This window comes from Noviherbaspirillum phoenicis, assembly GCF_047237965.1.
GTDB lineage: Bacteria > Pseudomonadota > Gammaproteobacteria > Burkholderiales > Burkholderiaceae_D > Noviherbaspirillum_A.
Genome location: NZ_JBDFLX010000001.1, coordinates 3,877,140 through 3,892,190, shown reverse-complemented (window position 1 = coordinate 3,892,190; position 15,051 = coordinate 3,877,140). Strand labels below are relative to the sequence as shown.

The 15,051-nt window shown below is 57.7% G+C and carries 14 protein-coding genes, 2 tRNA genes and 2 rRNA genes; 6 read left to right on the top strand and 12 right to left on the bottom strand.

The features are described 5' to 3' along the window. Positions 1–143: 143 nt before the first annotated feature. Positions 144–317, bottom strand: a complete 174-nt coding sequence (locus tag ABC383_RS17350) for a CsbD family protein (RefSeq protein ID WP_413015421.1) — start codon at positions 315–317, stop codon at positions 144–146. 258 nt (positions 318–575) lie between these two features. Between ABC383_RS17350 and ABC383_RS17345 the strand changes: the two genes are divergently transcribed. Next, positions 576–992 (top strand): hypothetical protein, encoded by a 417-nt coding sequence (locus ABC383_RS17345; protein ID WP_413015419.1) that lies wholly within the window; start codon positions 576–578, stop codon positions 990–992. Positions 993–1,141: 149 nt separating this feature from the next. Further along, positions 1,142–2,221, top strand: coding sequence for a 3-phosphoserine/phosphohydroxythreonine transaminase (serC, locus tag ABC383_RS17340; RefSeq protein ID WP_413015417.1), 1,080 nt, complete (start codon positions 1,142–1,144; stop codon positions 2,219–2,221). A 157-nt stretch (positions 2,222–2,378) separates the two neighbouring features. Here serC and ABC383_RS17335 read toward each other — a convergent pair whose 3' ends face one another. Then, on the bottom strand, positions 2,379–2,573 hold the full coding sequence (locus ABC383_RS17335) for a hypothetical protein (protein ID WP_413015415.1): 195 nt from the start codon (positions 2,571–2,573) through the stop codon (positions 2,379–2,381). A gap of 163 nt (positions 2,574–2,736) precedes the next feature. On the opposite strand from ABC383_RS17335, the gene ABC383_RS17330 reads away from it, so the two are divergent. Next, the gene (locus tag ABC383_RS17330) at positions 2,737–3,426 is read left to right on the top strand and encodes a DUF599 domain-containing protein (protein ID WP_413015414.1); all 690 of its coding nucleotides are present in this window, start codon (positions 2,737–2,739) and stop codon (positions 3,424–3,426) included. Positions 3,427–3,503: 77 nt separating this feature from the next. Then, entirely contained in the window at positions 3,504–4,457 is a 954-nt protein-coding gene (locus tag ABC383_RS17325) for a methyltransferase (RefSeq protein WP_413015412.1), read from the top strand. 35 nt (positions 4,458–4,492) lie between these two features. Here ABC383_RS17325 and ABC383_RS17320 read toward each other — a convergent pair whose 3' ends face one another. The 4 genes from ABC383_RS17320 to ABC383_RS17305 form a co-directional block, all read right to left on the bottom strand. Next, positions 4,493–4,885 carry a hypothetical protein gene (locus ABC383_RS17320; protein WP_413015410.1) on the bottom strand — a complete coding sequence of 131 codons (393 nt, stop codon included), beginning with the start codon at positions 4,883–4,885 and terminating at the stop codon, positions 4,493–4,495. A gap of 65 nt (positions 4,886–4,950) precedes the next feature. Further along, positions 4,951–5,169: a hypothetical protein gene (locus ABC383_RS17315; RefSeq protein ID WP_413015408.1), complete on the bottom strand. Its 219-nt coding sequence runs from the start codon at positions 5,167–5,169 to the stop codon at positions 4,951–4,953. Between the two features lie 56 nt (positions 5,170–5,225). Further along, positions 5,226–6,359 carry a methyltransferase gene (locus ABC383_RS17310; RefSeq protein ID WP_413015406.1) on the bottom strand — a complete coding sequence of 378 codons (1,134 nt, stop codon included), beginning with the start codon at positions 6,357–6,359 and terminating at the stop codon, positions 5,226–5,228. 94 nt (positions 6,360–6,453) lie between these two features. Continuing rightward, positions 6,454–7,524 carry a flavodoxin family protein gene (locus tag ABC383_RS17305; protein ID WP_413015404.1) on the bottom strand — a complete coding sequence of 357 codons (1,071 nt, stop codon included), beginning with the start codon at positions 7,522–7,524 and terminating at the stop codon, positions 6,454–6,456. Between the two features lie 195 nt (positions 7,525–7,719). Here ABC383_RS17305 and ABC383_RS17300 point away from each other — a divergent pair, with 195 nt between their 5' ends. Further along, positions 7,720–8,511 carry a type II secretion system protein GspJ gene (locus ABC383_RS17300; protein WP_413015402.1) on the top strand — a complete coding sequence of 264 codons (792 nt, stop codon included), beginning with the start codon at positions 7,720–7,722 and terminating at the stop codon, positions 8,509–8,511. Positions 8,512–8,597: 86 nt separating this feature from the next. Here the strand turns inward: ABC383_RS17300 and ABC383_RS17295 are convergent, their stop codons facing one another. Further along, a complete protein-coding gene (locus tag ABC383_RS17295; protein WP_413015400.1) occupies positions 8,598–8,744 on the bottom strand; it encodes a hypothetical protein in 147 nt (48 codons plus the stop codon). Between the two features lie 226 nt (positions 8,745–8,970). On the opposite strand from ABC383_RS17295, the gene ABC383_RS17290 reads away from it, so the two are divergent. After that, positions 8,971–9,666, top strand: coding sequence for a VIT1/CCC1 transporter family protein (locus ABC383_RS17290; protein ID WP_413016408.1), 696 nt, complete (start codon positions 8,971–8,973; stop codon positions 9,664–9,666). Between the two features lie 50 nt (positions 9,667–9,716). On the opposite strand, the gene ABC383_RS17285 is transcribed toward ABC383_RS17290, so the two are convergent. From ABC383_RS17285 to ABC383_RS17265, 5 genes are all read right to left on the bottom strand, one after another. Continuing rightward, entirely contained in the window at positions 9,717–10,973 is a 1,257-nt protein-coding gene (locus ABC383_RS17285) for a cyclic di-GMP phosphodiesterase (RefSeq protein ID WP_413015398.1), read from the bottom strand. Positions 10,974–11,340: 367 nt separating this feature from the next. Next, positions 11,341–11,453 (bottom strand): 5S ribosomal RNA (gene rrf / locus ABC383_RS17280). 192 nt (positions 11,454–11,645) lie between these two features. Continuing rightward, positions 11,646–14,532 (bottom strand): 23S ribosomal RNA (locus ABC383_RS17275). Between the two features lie 287 nt (positions 14,533–14,819). Then, a tRNA-Ala gene (locus ABC383_RS17270) sits at positions 14,820–14,895 on the bottom strand. Between the two features lie 36 nt (positions 14,896–14,931). Further along, positions 14,932–15,008: transfer RNA gene (locus ABC383_RS17265), tRNA-Ile, on the bottom strand. Between the last annotated feature and the right edge of the window lie 43 nt (positions 15,009–15,051).

Here is a 15,051-nt window from a genome sequence, read left to right as displayed (position 1 = left end):
CGCCTGACAGTATGTTCATGACTGTCGCTGGCCAAACGCATCGAGACCAGCGGCATTTGTCAGGCGCTCTCGTTCTCGTTATGGCAGCCCCGGCCCGGCGGGACAGGGCTGCCATGGGTCATTGCAAGCGGCTTCATGCAGGCTTACTCGCCCTTGACGATGTCCTTGGCGTCGCCAACAGTCTTCTGGGTCTTGCCTTCAACCTGCTTTTCCAGGCCCTTGGCTTGCTGTTCCTTGCTGTCGATTGCCTTGCCCACGCCTTCCTGCACCTTGCCGGCGATGTCCTTTGCAGTACCCTTGATCTGGTCGGTATTCATTGAATGCTCCTTTGCTGTTGGAAAGAATGCCGTCATGCGGCGCCAGCCGTTTTTCTACCGGGTTCGCCTGCAGAACCGCGGCTGGATGACTCGACAATAAGCCAAAGCCGCAGATATCTCTGTTCGTTATCGCACTCTGCCATGCGAGTTGGCCATAGCCTTGTGAAGGATTAACAATCGCCGCATTCCATCCCTTATTTCCGGAATGGTTTCATTAACATCGGGTCTGATGATTGTGCGACTAGCCAAGGAGATCACATGCCGAATCGAAAGAAAGCTGCCGAAACCACCACCAACGCGATCGACAATCCCAAGCATCTTGCCGAAGGCAAGACGCCGGCGGGCGCTCCGCATGACGAAAAAATGCTGGACCATGCGTTGAAGGGCACGTTCCCTGCAAGCGATCCCGTCGCCGAGCTGCCCGTCAATGAAAAGCCCAGCGAAAAGCAGCAGGCCGAGGAATGCCTGCTTGACGATGCGGTCGAAATGACCTTCCCTGCCAGCGACCCGATTTCCGTGGATCCCAACAGCATCACCCGGATTGAAAAGGCGCCGGAAAAGCCGGACGCCAGCGAAGACCACCAGAACCGCTCGCTGGCAACCAAGGGCGAGAGTGCTGCGCTGGACAAGGAGTTGAAGCAGAAGCGTGCCAAGCGCGACAGCAAGGCGAAATAAGGCGCCGGCGTCAATCACGGCGCAGGCCGAGCGCCCGTCCCCTGCCCGGCGCCGCGGGCGACGCCTTTCTTGCCGCCTTGCACAGGCCGCGGCAGTTCCGTCATAATGCCCGGCTACGCCTTCCTTCCCATTCAATCTGGACGATCCCCATGCGAACATTCAATTTCAGCGCCGGCCCGGCGGTGCTGCCGGAATCGGTATTGCAACGCGCTGCCGACGAGATGCTGGACTGGCATGGCAGCGGCATGTCGGTCATGGAAATGAGCCATCGCGGCAAGGAGTTCATCGGCATTGCAAAGAAAGCCGAAGCCGACTTCCGCAAGCTGCTGGCCGTGCCCGACAACTACCGGGTGCTGTTCCTGCAGGGTGGCGCGATGGCGGAAAACGCGCTCATTCCGATGAACCTGCTGGGCGACAAGACATCGGCCGACTACGTCAATACCGGGGAATGGTCGAAGAAATCGATCAAGGAAGCAGGCAAGTACTGCAAGGTCAACGTCGCCGCCTCCGCCGCCGACCGCGACTTCACCTATGTGCCGGCGCAGGACACCTGGCAACTCGACTCGCAGGCCGCCTATGTCCATGTCTGCACCAATGAAACCATCGGCGGCGTCGAATACCACTGGGTGCCGGATACCCATGGCGTGCCGCTGGTGGCGGACATGTCGTCCCACATCCTGTCGCGCGCGGTGGATGTATCCAAGTACGGCGTCATCTATGGCGGCGCGCAGAAGAACATCGGCCCGGCCGGGCTGACGCTGGTCATCGTGCGCGAAGACCTTCTGGGCCGGGCGCTGCCGATCACGCCTTCCGCCTTCAACTGGAAGGAGCAGGCCGACAACGACTCCATGCTCAACACGCCGCCGACCTACGGCATCTACATTGCCGGCCTGGTGTTCGAATGGCTGCTGGAACAGGGCGGCATCGCTGAAATCGAGAAGCGCAATATCGAAAAGGCGTCGCTCCTTTACGATTACCTCGATCAGTCCCGCTTCTACAGCAACCCGGTGGCCAAGGCAGACAGATCGCGGATGAATATTCCGTTCCGCCTGGCCGACAGCGCGCTGGACGAGGCATTCCTGCAGGGCGCAAAGGAACACAACATGGTCCAGCTGAAGGGCCACCGGGTCGTTGGCGGCATGCGCGCCTCGATCTACAACGCCATGCCCATCGAAGGCGTGCGTACCCTGGTTGCCTACATGAAGGAATTCGAGCGCACCCACGGCTGAACCAGGCACTGGCTGGTGTCTCGGTCATGGTGAAAAGCCAGGCTTCGGGCCTGGCCTTTTTATTGGACGGCCGAAGCGGCTTCGATTCCTGTCGCGGCCAGGTTTTCGCCATGCGCATAACGCTCCGCAGCGGCCTGCCCTTTCCACCCCGCCCGGGCTAATTCCGCCAGTTGCGCTTTACGAGGCGATCCAGAGGCTGCGGATCGTCATCATCCTCTTCGAGGCGGATCGCATGCTCGCCGTCCTCATCCTCATCCTCGCCATCCCTCGCGCGTCCGCTGGGCGCGTCGTCGTAACTGAATTCATCGTCGTCATCGTCGCTACGGTTTGATCTTCGTTTTGACTTGTGCATGCATGCCTCCGGTTGAGATACTCGCAGGGGAAAATTTAGGTCAGCGCAAAAATACGCCGAATTTTGAGTAACAAAACCGAACGAAAATATCGAATACCGAACAAATTCCCTCAGGGAAACGCCATCGAGCCTTTCAGGACAGCAGCCTTCATTCTTCATCCCCATGATTCTTCCCCTTATCGATTGTTTTGCATTGTTCTGGTTTCTGCTGATGTGGATAGGCTATGACCGCTTCGCCGACTTCTGGTCGAACTCGCATGCCAGCCTGCTACGCCATGTCAACGAAGCTCGGCGCGACTGGATGCTGAAGCTCACCTACCGCGAGAACCGGATCGCGGACGTGGCGCTGATGGCCAACCTGTCGTCTTCCCCGACGTTCTTTGCCTCCACCACGATCATCATCATCGGCGGCCTGTTCGCCATGCTTGGCGGGAACAGCAAGGTCGTGAACGTGGTCCAGGAAATCCCGTTTTCCGTGCATGTATCGGAGGAAGTCTGGAACGTGAAGATCATCGTGCTGATCTGTGTTTTCGTGTTCGCTTTCTTCCGCTTTACCTGGGCATTGCGCCAGTTTAATTTCTGCTCGATCCTGATCGGCTCGGCGCCGAACCTGGCCGAGTACAAGGAAGGTCCTGATGCCGACCGGTCGGACTTCGCCGATCGCAGCGGCCGGCTCGTGGCACTGGCCGGCGAAAGCTTCAATGACGGCCTGCGCGGGTATTATTTCGCGATTGCCGCCATGACCTGGTTCGTGCAGCCCTGGTTGTTCATGATCGCCACCACGGTCGTTGTCGCAGTGCTGTATTTCCGCGAATTCCACTCCAGCGCGCTGGCGGCAATCGTCGGACGTTAGCCTGGGCGCAAGGCCACACGGTCAGTCTTTGGCATCATGCAGACAAGCTGGCCCGCCGGCGTTACTTCAGGCTACTCATGACCGATACGATCTTTGCATCCGGTGCGGAACAGGCGCTGACCAGCCTGCTCGCGCATCTGCAGGAAGCGCACTATCGCTTCATCACCACCACGCCACTGACCCATGCCCGGGTGTTTGCCCGCCAGCCGGCCGGCAGCGCCACGACGCTGCCCGACGCCTTTGGCTGGAATCTTCCTTTTGAACCCGGTCTCCTGCCAGCGCAGTTGCTGGCGGCGCTGGACGCAGCCGGTCTTCTGAGCCGTATTGGCCAGCAATGGCGCAGCAAGGTAAGGGTGTCGAGCATCGACGATGCATTGTTCCTGCATTCCGCCTATCCGACCGACCAGGAAAACGCCGTGTTCTTCGGGCCCGATACCTACCGCTATGTGCGCTTCATGCAGCAGGCGCTGGCGCTTGCCCCGCTCGGGCCGCAGCCGCGTATTCTGGACATTGGCTGCGGTTCCGGAGCCGGTGGCCTGATGGTGGCGAAACAGCTTGCCGACGCCACGCTGGTGCTCAACGATATCAACCCGGAAGCCCTGGTGTGCGCCGGACGCAATGCCCAGGCGGCAGGCATTGCCGTGCAACTGGCGCTGGGCGACAGCCTGGCTGCGGTGGACGGGCAGTTCGACCTCATCATGGCCAACCCGCCCTATCTGGTGGATGACGATGCCAGAACCTATCGCCATGGCGGCGACCGGCTCGGACGCTCGCTCAGCCTGCGCATGGCCACGCAATCCCTGCCCCGCCTGGCGCCGGGAGGCCGTCTGCTGCTCTATACCGGCATCGCCATCGTCAGGGGCGTGGATGAATTCCTGCTGGAACTGAAGCCCGCACTCGATGGCGCCGGCCTGGAATGGCGATACCAGGAACTGGATCCGGATGTTTTTGGCGAGGAACTGGAACGTGATGTCTACCGCGAGGTGGATCGCATCGCCGCGATCGGGCTGGAGGCCAGGCGCCCATCCTAAAAGGCTGGGAAACCACGGCACGGCCAGCCGCGTGACTAGCGGCGCCCGCTCCAGGTGCCGGCAGAACCCCAGCGACCGCCGCCCCGCATTCCCGGCTGCCCCTGCGGACGGGGCCCGCCGCCGCCGCGCCAGTGCGGCGCGCCCCCGTTGCGCCACTGATGTCCGCCGTCGTGCCAGCGATGACCGCCGCCGGAACGATAGTCAAAGCGGAATACCGGCGACGGCACATAGACTGGCGGCGCCGTATAGAGTGGGGCTGGCCCGTATCCATACACTGGCGCGGCCGGATAGACCGGGTCGGTGTAGTAGGCACCGCCGTAATAGGGATAGTTGTAACCGGTATCGTAGACGGCGCATCCACCCAGCGCGCCTAGTACCGCCAGCGAAAAAAGCAGGCGTTTCGCCACGCCTTCAACGGAATTATTCATGGCCGTTAGAGAAGGAATCACGCTGAAAGTGTCCGCTTCTTACGCTTGCTTACACTTTGGCAGGCTCAGTGATGGTGATGCACCCAGCCGCTGTCGCCGGAAGCGATGAAGGACTCCACCGCATCCTTTTGCCCGGTGGCATGGCGCAGCACTTCACCGCATTTGCAGATGCCCTGGTAGGGCTGGATGTGGGAACAGGCGGATACCTTCTGCAGGAATACCTGGACGGGTTTCGCGCACTTTTTGCATTTGAAGGTCAGGGTGCGTGCTGGCTTGGCTGGCATGGGGGGACGAGAGCGAAATCGGAAAGCCGGGATGATACGTCAAATGGCGTCGCGCTTCACGCGGCGCGCAGGCGCCACAGCGAAGTGACTTCCTGGGCCCGCGCGCCGGCCAGCGGATCGGAAGGATCGCTGGCCTTCGGGTGCCGCGGCCGGATGTCGTGCCGGCCGGCCACCTGCAAGCCGGCGCTGGCGATCATCGCCAGCAGGTCATCACGCGAACGCAGGCCCAGGTGCTCGGCAAAGTCGGAAAGGATCAGCCATCCCTCGCCTCCCGGCAGCAGATGCGCGGCCAGTCCGTCGAGAAATCCTTTCAGCATCCGGCTGTCGGGGTCGTAGACCGCATGCTCGAGCACGGAACTGGGCCGCGCCGGCAGCCAGGGAGGATTGCAGACGATCAGCGAAGCGCGGCCCGGCGGAAACAGGTCGGCCTGCAGCAGTTCCACCTGCTGCATCAGTCCGAGCCGCTCCAGATTGTCGCGGGCACAGGCCAGCGCCCTGGCTTCCATATCCGTTGCCACCACATGCCCGATGCCGCGCCTGGCCAGGATTGCCGCCAGCACGCCGGTGCCGGTGCCGATGTCGAAGACCAGTTCCGGCAGCGGAGCGGGCAACGGCGCTTGTGCAACCAGGTCAAGGTACTCGCCGCGGACCGGCGAGAACACACCATAGTGTGGATGGATGCGCTCGCCGCCCAGCGCAGGAATCGGCACGCCGTTGCGCCGCCATTCATAGGCGCCAATTACGCCCAGCAATTCACGCAGCGACAGCACATATGGCGCGCCGGCGGCACCGTAGGCCTGTTCGCAGGCTAGCTGCACATCGGGCGCGCGGCGCAATGCAATGACATGGCCGGCGTCGACCTGGATCAGCAGCATGCCCAGCGTGCGTGCCCTTTGCGACTGCGCCTGCCTGTGCTGGTTGAACGCATCGCGCGGAGTGGCTGCCGGCTTGCGGAGCTTCTTCAATGTGCGTCGTCCCATTGCCTGCAGCAGCTGGCGCGCATTGTGATAATCGCCGCGCCACAGCATGGCGGTACCTTCCGATGCAAGCCGGAAGGCGGCATCCGCAGTCATCCGGTCATCGGCGATCACGACACGCTGCGGTGCCGGAAAGCCGCTTTCGGAGCGCCACGGCGCATGATGTTCGCTGCCGTTTTCGGTCCAGCTGATGGTGGAAGGGAGAGATTGCATGGCGCCTTGATGTGCTGCGGAGTTCGCGAGGCGCCATGGTACGGGCTGGCCGGGATTTGCGCTAACGCTTTCGACGCAAGGCCCCGCTCGCCGCCTATTTGGGCCGGGGTGAGTCCAGTGCTACGTCCGGCTGCGACAATTGCCCACGCCTTAACTGCACAACCGACTCCGCGACCGCACGCGCCACATTGCGCACTTCTTCCTGCATCGCCTGATCCCGGTCGAGCACCTCATGGCTCTGGGCGTAGGACTCGTAATAGCCGATGAATCGGTCCAGCTTTGCCTTTTGTCCGGCGGCGATCAGCCCCATCCAGTCCAGCCAGTCGGACAAGGAGCGCCGTACGCCCTCGATGCCGGCCACGTCGCCATGCACCACCAGCCCGTATGCGCGGCCGGCGAGATGCTTGGGATAGGGCCAGTCGGCCAGTTCCAGCGCCTTGGCCTTCTCTGCATTCTTGCCGGATGTGCTGGTCGGGTCCGGATTTCCGCCATCGGCGCAGACCAGGCGGTCGATCATCAGCTTCAGCACGCTGGGCGTCTGGTACCAGTAGACAGGCGTCAGGATGATGACCGCATGAGCGGCGGTCCATTTTTCATAAATCTCCGCCATCCAGTCATTGACCTGGTTCAGGCCATGGTTGGGATAGCAGCTGCAGGGCCAGTGGCAAAGCGGCATTGCGGTGGAGGCGCAGCCCTTGCACGGATGGATTTGCCGGCCGTAGTCGGAAGTGAGCAGGCTCAGGTCGAGGATATCGACTTCCATCTTCGCCTCTTCCAGCACGCTGCGGGCCATCTGCGTCATGCGGAAGGTCTTGGACATTTCTCCCGGACAGCTGCCGTCATTGCGCGCCGCACCGCAGATCAGCAGCACCCGTGACGGACTGAGCGGATTCTTTTGCCACGCATCCGCTTTCTTCAGGCGTTCGCTGGTTTCCCGCCATTCGCTGGAAAGGTCGTAGTCCGGGTCGGCATAACCCGGGCCGGCTTTTTCGGTAAACGGCGCCTTGTGCGAAGCCGTGTAGTTTTCCCAAGCGATCTGCTCTACCTGTGCAAGCGCCTCCTGTGCCTGCTGGAAAGCAGGGTCGGCGAACGAGCGCATGAAGCGCAGATGAAATTCGGTCCGATCCACTTTTTCGGGCGCCTGGCCCAGTCGGGGTTGCGTCATTTCTTCACCTGAGGGAGTTGCCGGATAGGGCATTACGGTAAGGTGAATGAGCATAGGCACAAATCGGCAAGCTCGACCTTATTGCGTCGATTGCCGTTGATAGCAATCAATTTGGCCATCGGCGGCCGGCGCTGGCCATCGGTGGCCAAGGATGGAAAGCCAGCGACAATCCCATCGCGTGCCGGTGCAGGGAACATGGTTTTCACCTGGGGAGCGCTGAACCAAAACCCGTTACCTGAGATAATCGGTCACTTTCTTCCCGATGCGCGGGGTTTCCCTATCCGCTTTCCACTTTCACCTATCATGGCTACGAACCGTTCCAGGCATATGGTCCGACCCCAGCGCGGCCTGACGCTGATTGAACTGCTCATTGCCATCACCGTACTGGCAGTGGTCGCCGTGCTCGGATGGCGCGGGCTGGACAGCATCGTGCGCAGCCGTATTGCGCTGACTGCGGAAATGGAGCGTACGCGAGGAGTGCAGTTGGCATTCGCCCAGATGGAACGCGACTGCGCCAATATCGTCAGCGCCGACGCATCGTATGGCCACCCGCCCCTGGCTGCGGAACAGCAGCGCCTCGTCATGATCCGCAGGGTGGCAACGGAAAACCAGCCGGTTCGGCTGCAGATTGTGTCCTATCGCGTCAAGGATGGCGTCCTTTACCGTCGGGCATCCCGGCCAACCAGGGACCTGGCGGAACTCGATGCCGCCTGGCTGGAAAATCCGCAGAACATTTCCCGGGAAGAAGTAGCACTGGAAGCCGGCGTGACTTCCATTGCAGTACGGGTCTGGGCCACCAATGCAAACAACTGGCGGGCTGTCGATATCAATGCGCCCCAGATGGAACCCCTGCCTGCAGTGACCGTACCAGCCATCCCTAACCAGCCAGCCGCCGCGCCCGCCGCTTATACCGGCCTGGAGATTTCCCTGCAATTGCAAGGCACGGCAAACCGGATGACTAAGGTCTTCCTGCTTGGCGCTGTCTGAGGATTAGGCGAAAAGTAGAGCGCCGCGTGCACGCCTGCCGCAGCCCCCGGCTCATCAGGGGGCCTGTGGGCGGACTTAACTCAGCCTCAGATAAAAGCTTCCACGCCCCAGATGATCAAGCCGATACTTAACGCGGCAGACGCGGCAACACAAAGGGCAGCCTGAAACTTGTTCAGATGCATTCCCAGCGATTTTTTTTGCAGGCGAAATTTCGTGCCAGTATGCTGATTCATCCCACCACTCCCGTTATTTCCACAAAGAACCATTTCTCAGAGACATTACAAGGAAAATATTAATTGCGTCAACAGCTTATCGAAACTTTTGAAAGTGACGTATTACAATAATGCGACAAACGTTTCCGACTGTTTCGGTGGAATGGATTTCCTTGCCAATACTGATTACAAGGAAACAAGGTTTGGCAATTTCCCGGAACATTTTGCTCTCTTTGAAAAAAAAATTATGAGAACTTGGCACGTAGAAATTCATCGTGGTCATCGGATCGGCTGGCTGCGTGCTGCGGTGTTAGGCGCAAACGACGGAATTGTTTCCACCGCCAGCCTGTTGCTGGGAGTTGCCTCGGCCAACGGCTCGCATCAGTCCCTGATGATTGCCGGACTTGCCGGCCTCGTCGCTGGCGCCATGTCGATGGCAGCCGGCGAATACGTTTCGGTATATTCACAGGCGGACGCCGAGCACGCCGATCTGCAACGCGAACGTCGTGAGTTAAGGGACGATGCGGCGGGCGAACACAGGGAGCTGGCCGGCATCTATATCGAGCGAGGCTTGAAACCGGACCTGGCGCATCAGGTTGCGCAGCAGTTGATGGAGCATGATGCGCTCGGCAGTCATGCCCGCGATGAACTCGGCATGAGTGTATCTGGCAGCGCCCGGCCGATCCAGGCAGCGTTCAGTTCTGCAGCCAGTTTTGCCATCGGTGCAGCCCTGCCCCTGGCAGTCACGGCATTCGGGCCGGTAGAAAATCTGACCTTCTGGCTGGCTTCGACGTCCGTTGCCTTTCTCGCCCTGTTGGGTCTACTGTCCGGCCTCGCTGGCGGAGCGCACATTGGACGAAGCACGATGCGCATTGTTTTCTGGGGCGTACTTGCCATGGCGGTCACGTCCGGAATTGGCTCCCTGTTCGGCGTAGCGGCGTAGAGAGCCGTCCCTGGCCGGCTTGTCGGTTTCTCCGGGCAAGCCAGGCGCTCTCAGCAGCGCCAGAATCGCTCAAGCTCCTTGAGATTCCATTTTTCAGCATTTTCAAAGCAGACAACCTTGTCCTGCTCGCCAGGCGCAGACAGGTCGATCGTCACGGGCGGCAAGTAGGTATTCGACTTGGTCGAAAAGAAAACACGCAGGCGCGGGGCCAGGAGCGACTTGCTGCCCTGGTCGATAACGACAGCAAGCCTTCCGGAAGCCAGCCTGACCAGCGTACCCACGGGATAGATACCGACTGTCTTGACGAAAGCCTTGAATAGCTCAGCGTCGAAATGCGTCCCACTCCAGCCAGCCATTTTCTTGATGGAATCGGCCGGGCACCAGCCTGCCTTATAAGGGCGATTTGAGGTAATGGCGTCATAGACATCACATATCGCGCCCATCCTGGCATACAGGCTCAGTTCCTCACCCCTTAAATGATAAGGGTAACCCGTACCGTCGACTCGCTCGTGATGGTGCAAGCAGACATCCAGTGCAATTTCGCTTATGCCGCCAGCCTGTAAAAGATATCGATGTCCTTCTTCAGAATGGCGCCGCACCGCCTCGAATTCCAGGTCGGTCAATTTGCCCGGCTTGTTCAGGATGAAAGAATCGATGCTCATTTTGCCGATGTCGTGAAGCAGCCCTGCGGTGCCGGCTTCCTTGATTTGCGCTTCCGTGAGATCCATTTGCTTTGCGAGCGCAATCATCAATGCACACACTGCAACGCTGTGCATATAAGTGTAGTCGTCCTGGTTCTTCAGTCTGGCCAAGGTGATCAGCGCGCTGGCATTACGATTCACCGACTCGGAAATATCCTCTACCAGGGATGCAGCGTTTTCGAGGCGAATTGCCTTGCCCATTCTGATTTCGCTGAACATTGACATTACTGCAGACTTGGAGCGGGCGCAGATCTGCGCGGCACGCTGGAATTCAGCCTCGATCGGAATAGCAATCTGCACCTTTTCATTTGTCGGTGCGTTACGTGTGGCTTCCGGCTTGATGTTAATTTCGGGCTGAATTGCCTGAGCCTCTGGCTTGGTACCAACTTCGGGCTGTACTGCCTGGTTTAGGCTAGCTGCGACATCGCTTCCCCTTGATGTATCAATGACCGCGAACTTGATATGACTGGCAAGAATGTCGTTGATTTCCTGTTGATGAGTTAATAGCCGCGACGTGCGCCAGAACGGATTATTCAGCCATGACCCGATCAATTCCTGCAGATACATCCCTACTCGCAACTGACGAGTTTCAATTTGCTTAAGCATTCACGAAACCAGGATTAAATATTTCCAAATACAATATTTAAACATATTTCCATAAGGAACTGGATTCATTGCCGAAATAAATGAAATCACGCAACGTTTACAACTTAGCTGTTTACGCTAGCAATATTTTGGGGGCAGACAGCGAACAGACATTCGAGGAGGTGGCAGAGTGGTCATCGGAAGTCAGAAAACGTAAAACGCACAAGGAAAGGAAGTCAAAGCACATCGCTTTTTCATACGGCCTGTCTAGCGGCCGACGAACTACGAATTTCGGCCCACACGTCACTACAGCGCTCAACATGATTACATGTGCACCCCAAAGCAAAAACCCCCGGCGCCTATTGGCGTCGGGGGTTTTCTAATAACAGCCTGACGATGACCTACTTTCACACTGGTTGCAGCACTATCATCGGCGCAAAGTCGTTTCACGGTCCTGTTCGGGATGGGAAGGGGTGGTACCAACTCGCTATGGTCATCAGGCATGACTTGTCGGTTGTCTGTCGCGCTGCCGGCTTCTCGCCTGGCACACGCCACATCCAACCCAAAGGGAAGAAGCAGCCACATTGCTCCCGCACTTGGCAGGGGCAATGCAACGATCAATGTCTTGTCTTGCAGGTTGTGAGTATCGAACGTCACGCACCACACAGCGCCGCTATGCACCATCAAGGTTATAGGGACAAGCCGCACGGGCAATTAGTACTGGTTAGCTTAACGCATTACTGCGCTTCCACACCCAGCCTATCAACGTCCTGGTCTCGAACGACCCTTTAGGGGAGTCAAGCTCCCGGGAAGTCTCATCTCAAGGCGAGTTTCCCGCTTAGATGCTTTCAGCGGTTATCTCTTCCGAACTTAGCTACCCGGCAATGCCACTGGCGTGACAACCGGTACACCAGAGGTTCGTCCACTCCGGTCCTCTCGTACTAGGAGCAGCCCCCTTCAAACTTCCAACGCCCACGGCAGATAGGGACCAAACTGTCTCACGACGTTTTAAACCCAGCTCACGTACCACTTTAAATGGCGAACAGCCATACCCTTGGGACCGGCTACAGCCCCAGGATGTGATGAGCCGACATCGAGGTGCCAAACTCCCCCGTCGATATGAACTCTTGGGAGGAATCAGCCTGTTATCCCCAGAGTACCTTTTATCCGTTGAGCGATGGCCCTTCCATACAGAACCACCGGATCACTATGTCCTACTTTCGTACCTGCTCGACTTGTCAGTCTCGCAGTTAAGCACGCTTATGCCATTGCACTATGAGCACGATGTCCGACCGTACCTAGCGTACCTTCGAACTCCTCCGTTACACTTTGGGAGGAGACCGCCCCAGTCAAACTGCCTACCATGCACTGTCCCCGATCCGGATAACGGACCAAGGTTAGAACCTCAAACAAACCAGGGTGGTATTTCAAGGTTGGCTCCACCGCAACTGGCGTCACGGTTTCATCGCCTCCCACCTATCCTACACAGATTGGTTCAAAGTCCAATGCAAAGCTACAGTAAAGGTTCATGGGGTCTTTCCGTCTAGCCGCGGGTAGATTGCATCATCACAAACATTTCAACTTCGCTGAGTCTCGGGAGGAGACAGTGTGGCCATCGTTACGCCATTCGTGCAGGTCGGAACTTACCCGACAAGGAATTTCGCTACCTTAGGACCGTTATAGTTACGGCCGCCGTTTACTGGGACTTCAATCAAGAGCTTGCACCCCATCATTTAATCTTCCAGCACCGGGCAGGCGTCACACCCTATACGTCCACTTTCGTGTTTGCAGAGTGCTGTGTTTTTATTAAACAGTCGCAGCCACCAGTTTATTGCAACCCCGTCACCCTTCTGGCGCAGGCCAGTCAAGCTACCAGGGCGTACCTTATCCCGAAGTTACGGTACCAATTTGCCGAGTTCCTTCTCCCGAGTTCTCTCAAGCGCCTTAGAATACTCATCTCGCCCACCTGTGTCGGTTTGCGGTACGGTCTCGTGTGACTGAAGCTTAGAGGCTTTTCTTGGAACCACTTCCGATTGCTTCGCAGCATAAAGCCGCTGGTCTCGACCCCTTGAATTACGTCCCCGGATTTGCCTAAGGACCTTCTACAAGTCAAGAACCGGGACATCCAACACCCGGACAACCATTCGCGATCCGTCCCCCCATCGCATCACACGACGGTGCAGGAATATTAACCTGCTTCCCATCAGCTACGCATCTCTGCCTCGCCTTAGGGGCCGACTCACCCTGCTCCGATGAACGTTGAACAGGAAACCTTGGGCTTACGGCGTGGGGGCTTTTCACCCCCATTATCGCTACTCATGTCAGCATTCGCACTTCTGATACCTCCAGCATCCTTTACAAGACACCTTCGCAGGCTTACAGAACGCTCTCCTACCATATGCACAGTAATAAATTACGTACATATCCGCAGCTTCGGTGACTGGCTTAGCCCCGTTACATCTTCCGCGCAGGACGACTCGATCAGTGAGCTATTACGCTTTCTTTAAAGGGTGGCTGCTTCTAAGCCAACCTCCTGACTGTTTTAGCCTTCCCACTTCGTTTTCCACTTAGCCAATCTTTGGGACCTTAGCTGGCGGTCTGGGTTGTTTCCCTCTTGACGCCGGACGTTAGCACCCGACGTCTGTCTCCCAAGCTCGCACTCATCGGTATTCGGAGTTTGCAATGGGTTGGTAAGTCGCGATGACCCCCTAGCCATAACAGTGCTCTACCCCCGATGGTGATACTTGAGGCACTACCTAAATAGTTTTCGGAGAGAACCAGCTATTTCCAAGTTTGTTTAGCCTTTCACCCCTACCCACAGCTCATCCCCTAATTTTTCAACATTAGTGGGTTCGGACCTCCAGTACCTGTTACGGCACCTTCATCCTGGCCATGAGTAGATCACTTGGTTTCGGGTCTACACCCAGCGACTGTCGCCCTGTTCGGACTCGATTTCTCTACGGCTTCCCTATGCGGTTAACCTCGCCACTGAATGTAAGTCGCTGACCCATTATACAAAAGGTACGCCGTCACGGAACAAGTCCGCTCCGACTGTTTGTATGCACACGGTTTCAGGATCTATTTCACTCCCCTTCCGGGGTTCTTTTCGCCTTTCCCTCACGGTACTGGTTCACTATCGGTCGATTACGAGTATTTAGCCTTGGAGGATGGTCCCCCCATGTTCAGACAGGATTTCACGTGTCCCGCCCTACTTGTCGCAAGCCTAGTTCCACAACCATGATTTCGTGTACGGGGCTATCACCCGCTACGGCCGCACTTTCCAGAGCATTCCACTATCACGACTGCTAAATCTTGCAGGCTGATCCCATTTCGCTCGCCACTACTTTGGGAATCTCGGTTGATTTCTTTTCCTGCAGCTACTTAGATGTTTCAGTTCGCCGCGTTCGCTTCGCATACCTATGTATTCAGTATGCGATGACCTAAAAGGCCGGGTTTCCCCATTCGGACATCTGCGGATCAAAGCTTGTTTGCCAGCTCCCCGCAGCTTATCGCAAGCTACTGCGTCCTTCATCGCCTGTAATCGCCAAGGCATCCACCATGTGCACTTAGTCACTTGTCCCTATAACGTTGACCTCTGGAGTTGCCTCCAAAGACGTCATAGGCAAGCGCTGTGTTTCATTTGATGCATGTTTGTTTCGATACAATCACAACCCAGCAATGTTTGCTAATCTGCTTACCGCCAGATTAACGCGCATTGCGAATTACATTGATCTTTACTACTTCTTCCACTTTGTTAAAGAACGAATACAGCCTTCTTGATCGCAATGATCAAACCTAAATCGCATGCCTAGCTCTTTGGCCCGCACTGACTTACGTTTGTACCTTGCTGCCGTCATGGTCAGAGAATGGTGGAGGTTGACGGGATCGAACCGACGACCCCCTGCTTGCAAAGCAGGTGCTCTCCCAGCTGAGCTAAACCCCCATGGGACTTGCCATGACTTCTTTACTGCTGCTTAACTGGTGGGTCTGGTTGGGCTCGAACCAACGACCCCCGCGTTATCAACACGGTGCTCTAACCAGCTGAGCTACAGACCCTCGCACACGCTGCACGACTGCCGCATGTACCGATCACTTCATG

Bases quoted from the DNA above. Each gene is read 5' to 3' on its own strand.
- serC (WP_413015417.1), top strand. From the start codon at position 1,142: ATGCGAACATTCAATTTCAGCGCCGGCCCGGCGGTGCTGCCGGAATCG.
- ABC383_RS17300 (WP_413015402.1), top strand. From the start codon at position 7,720: ATGGTTTTCACCTGGGGAGCGCTGAACCAAAACCCGTTACCTGAGATA.
- ABC383_RS17325 (WP_413015412.1), top strand. From the start codon at position 3,504: ATGACCGATACGATCTTTGCATCCGGTGCGGAACAGGCGCTGACCAGC.
- ABC383_RS17290 (WP_413016408.1), top strand. From the start codon at position 8,971: ATGAGAACTTGGCACGTAGAAATTCATCGTGGTCATCGGATCGGCTGG.
- ABC383_RS17350 (WP_413015421.1), bottom strand. From the start codon at position 317: ATGAATACCGACCAGATCAAGGGTACTGCAAAGGACATCGCCGGCAAG.
- ABC383_RS17285 (WP_413015398.1), bottom strand. From the start codon at position 10,973: ATGCTTAAGCAAATTGAAACTCGTCAGTTGCGAGTAGGGATGTATCTG.
- ABC383_RS17315 (WP_413015408.1), bottom strand. From the start codon at position 5,169: ATGCCAGCCAAGCCAGCACGCACCCTGACCTTCAAATGCAAAAAGTGC.
- ABC383_RS17345 (WP_413015419.1), top strand. From the start codon at position 576: ATGCCGAATCGAAAGAAAGCTGCCGAAACCACCACCAACGCGATCGAC.
- ABC383_RS17320 (WP_413015410.1), bottom strand. From the start codon at position 4,885: ATGAATAATTCCGTTGAAGGCGTGGCGAAACGCCTGCTTTTTTCGCTG.
- ABC383_RS17295 (WP_413015400.1), bottom strand. From the start codon at position 8,744: ATGAATCAGCATACTGGCACGAAATTTCGCCTGCAAAAAAAATCGCTG.
- ABC383_RS17335 (WP_413015415.1), bottom strand. From the start codon at position 2,573: ATGCACAAGTCAAAACGAAGATCAAACCGTAGCGACGATGACGACGAT.
- ABC383_RS17330 (WP_413015414.1), top strand. From the start codon at position 2,737: ATGATTCTTCCCCTTATCGATTGTTTTGCATTGTTCTGGTTTCTGCTG.
- ABC383_RS17305 (WP_413015404.1), bottom strand. From the start codon at position 7,524: ATGACGCAACCCCGACTGGGCCAGGCGCCCGAAAAAGTGGATCGGACC.
- ABC383_RS17310 (WP_413015406.1), bottom strand. From the start codon at position 6,359: ATGCAATCTCTCCCTTCCACCATCAGCTGGACCGAAAACGGCAGCGAA.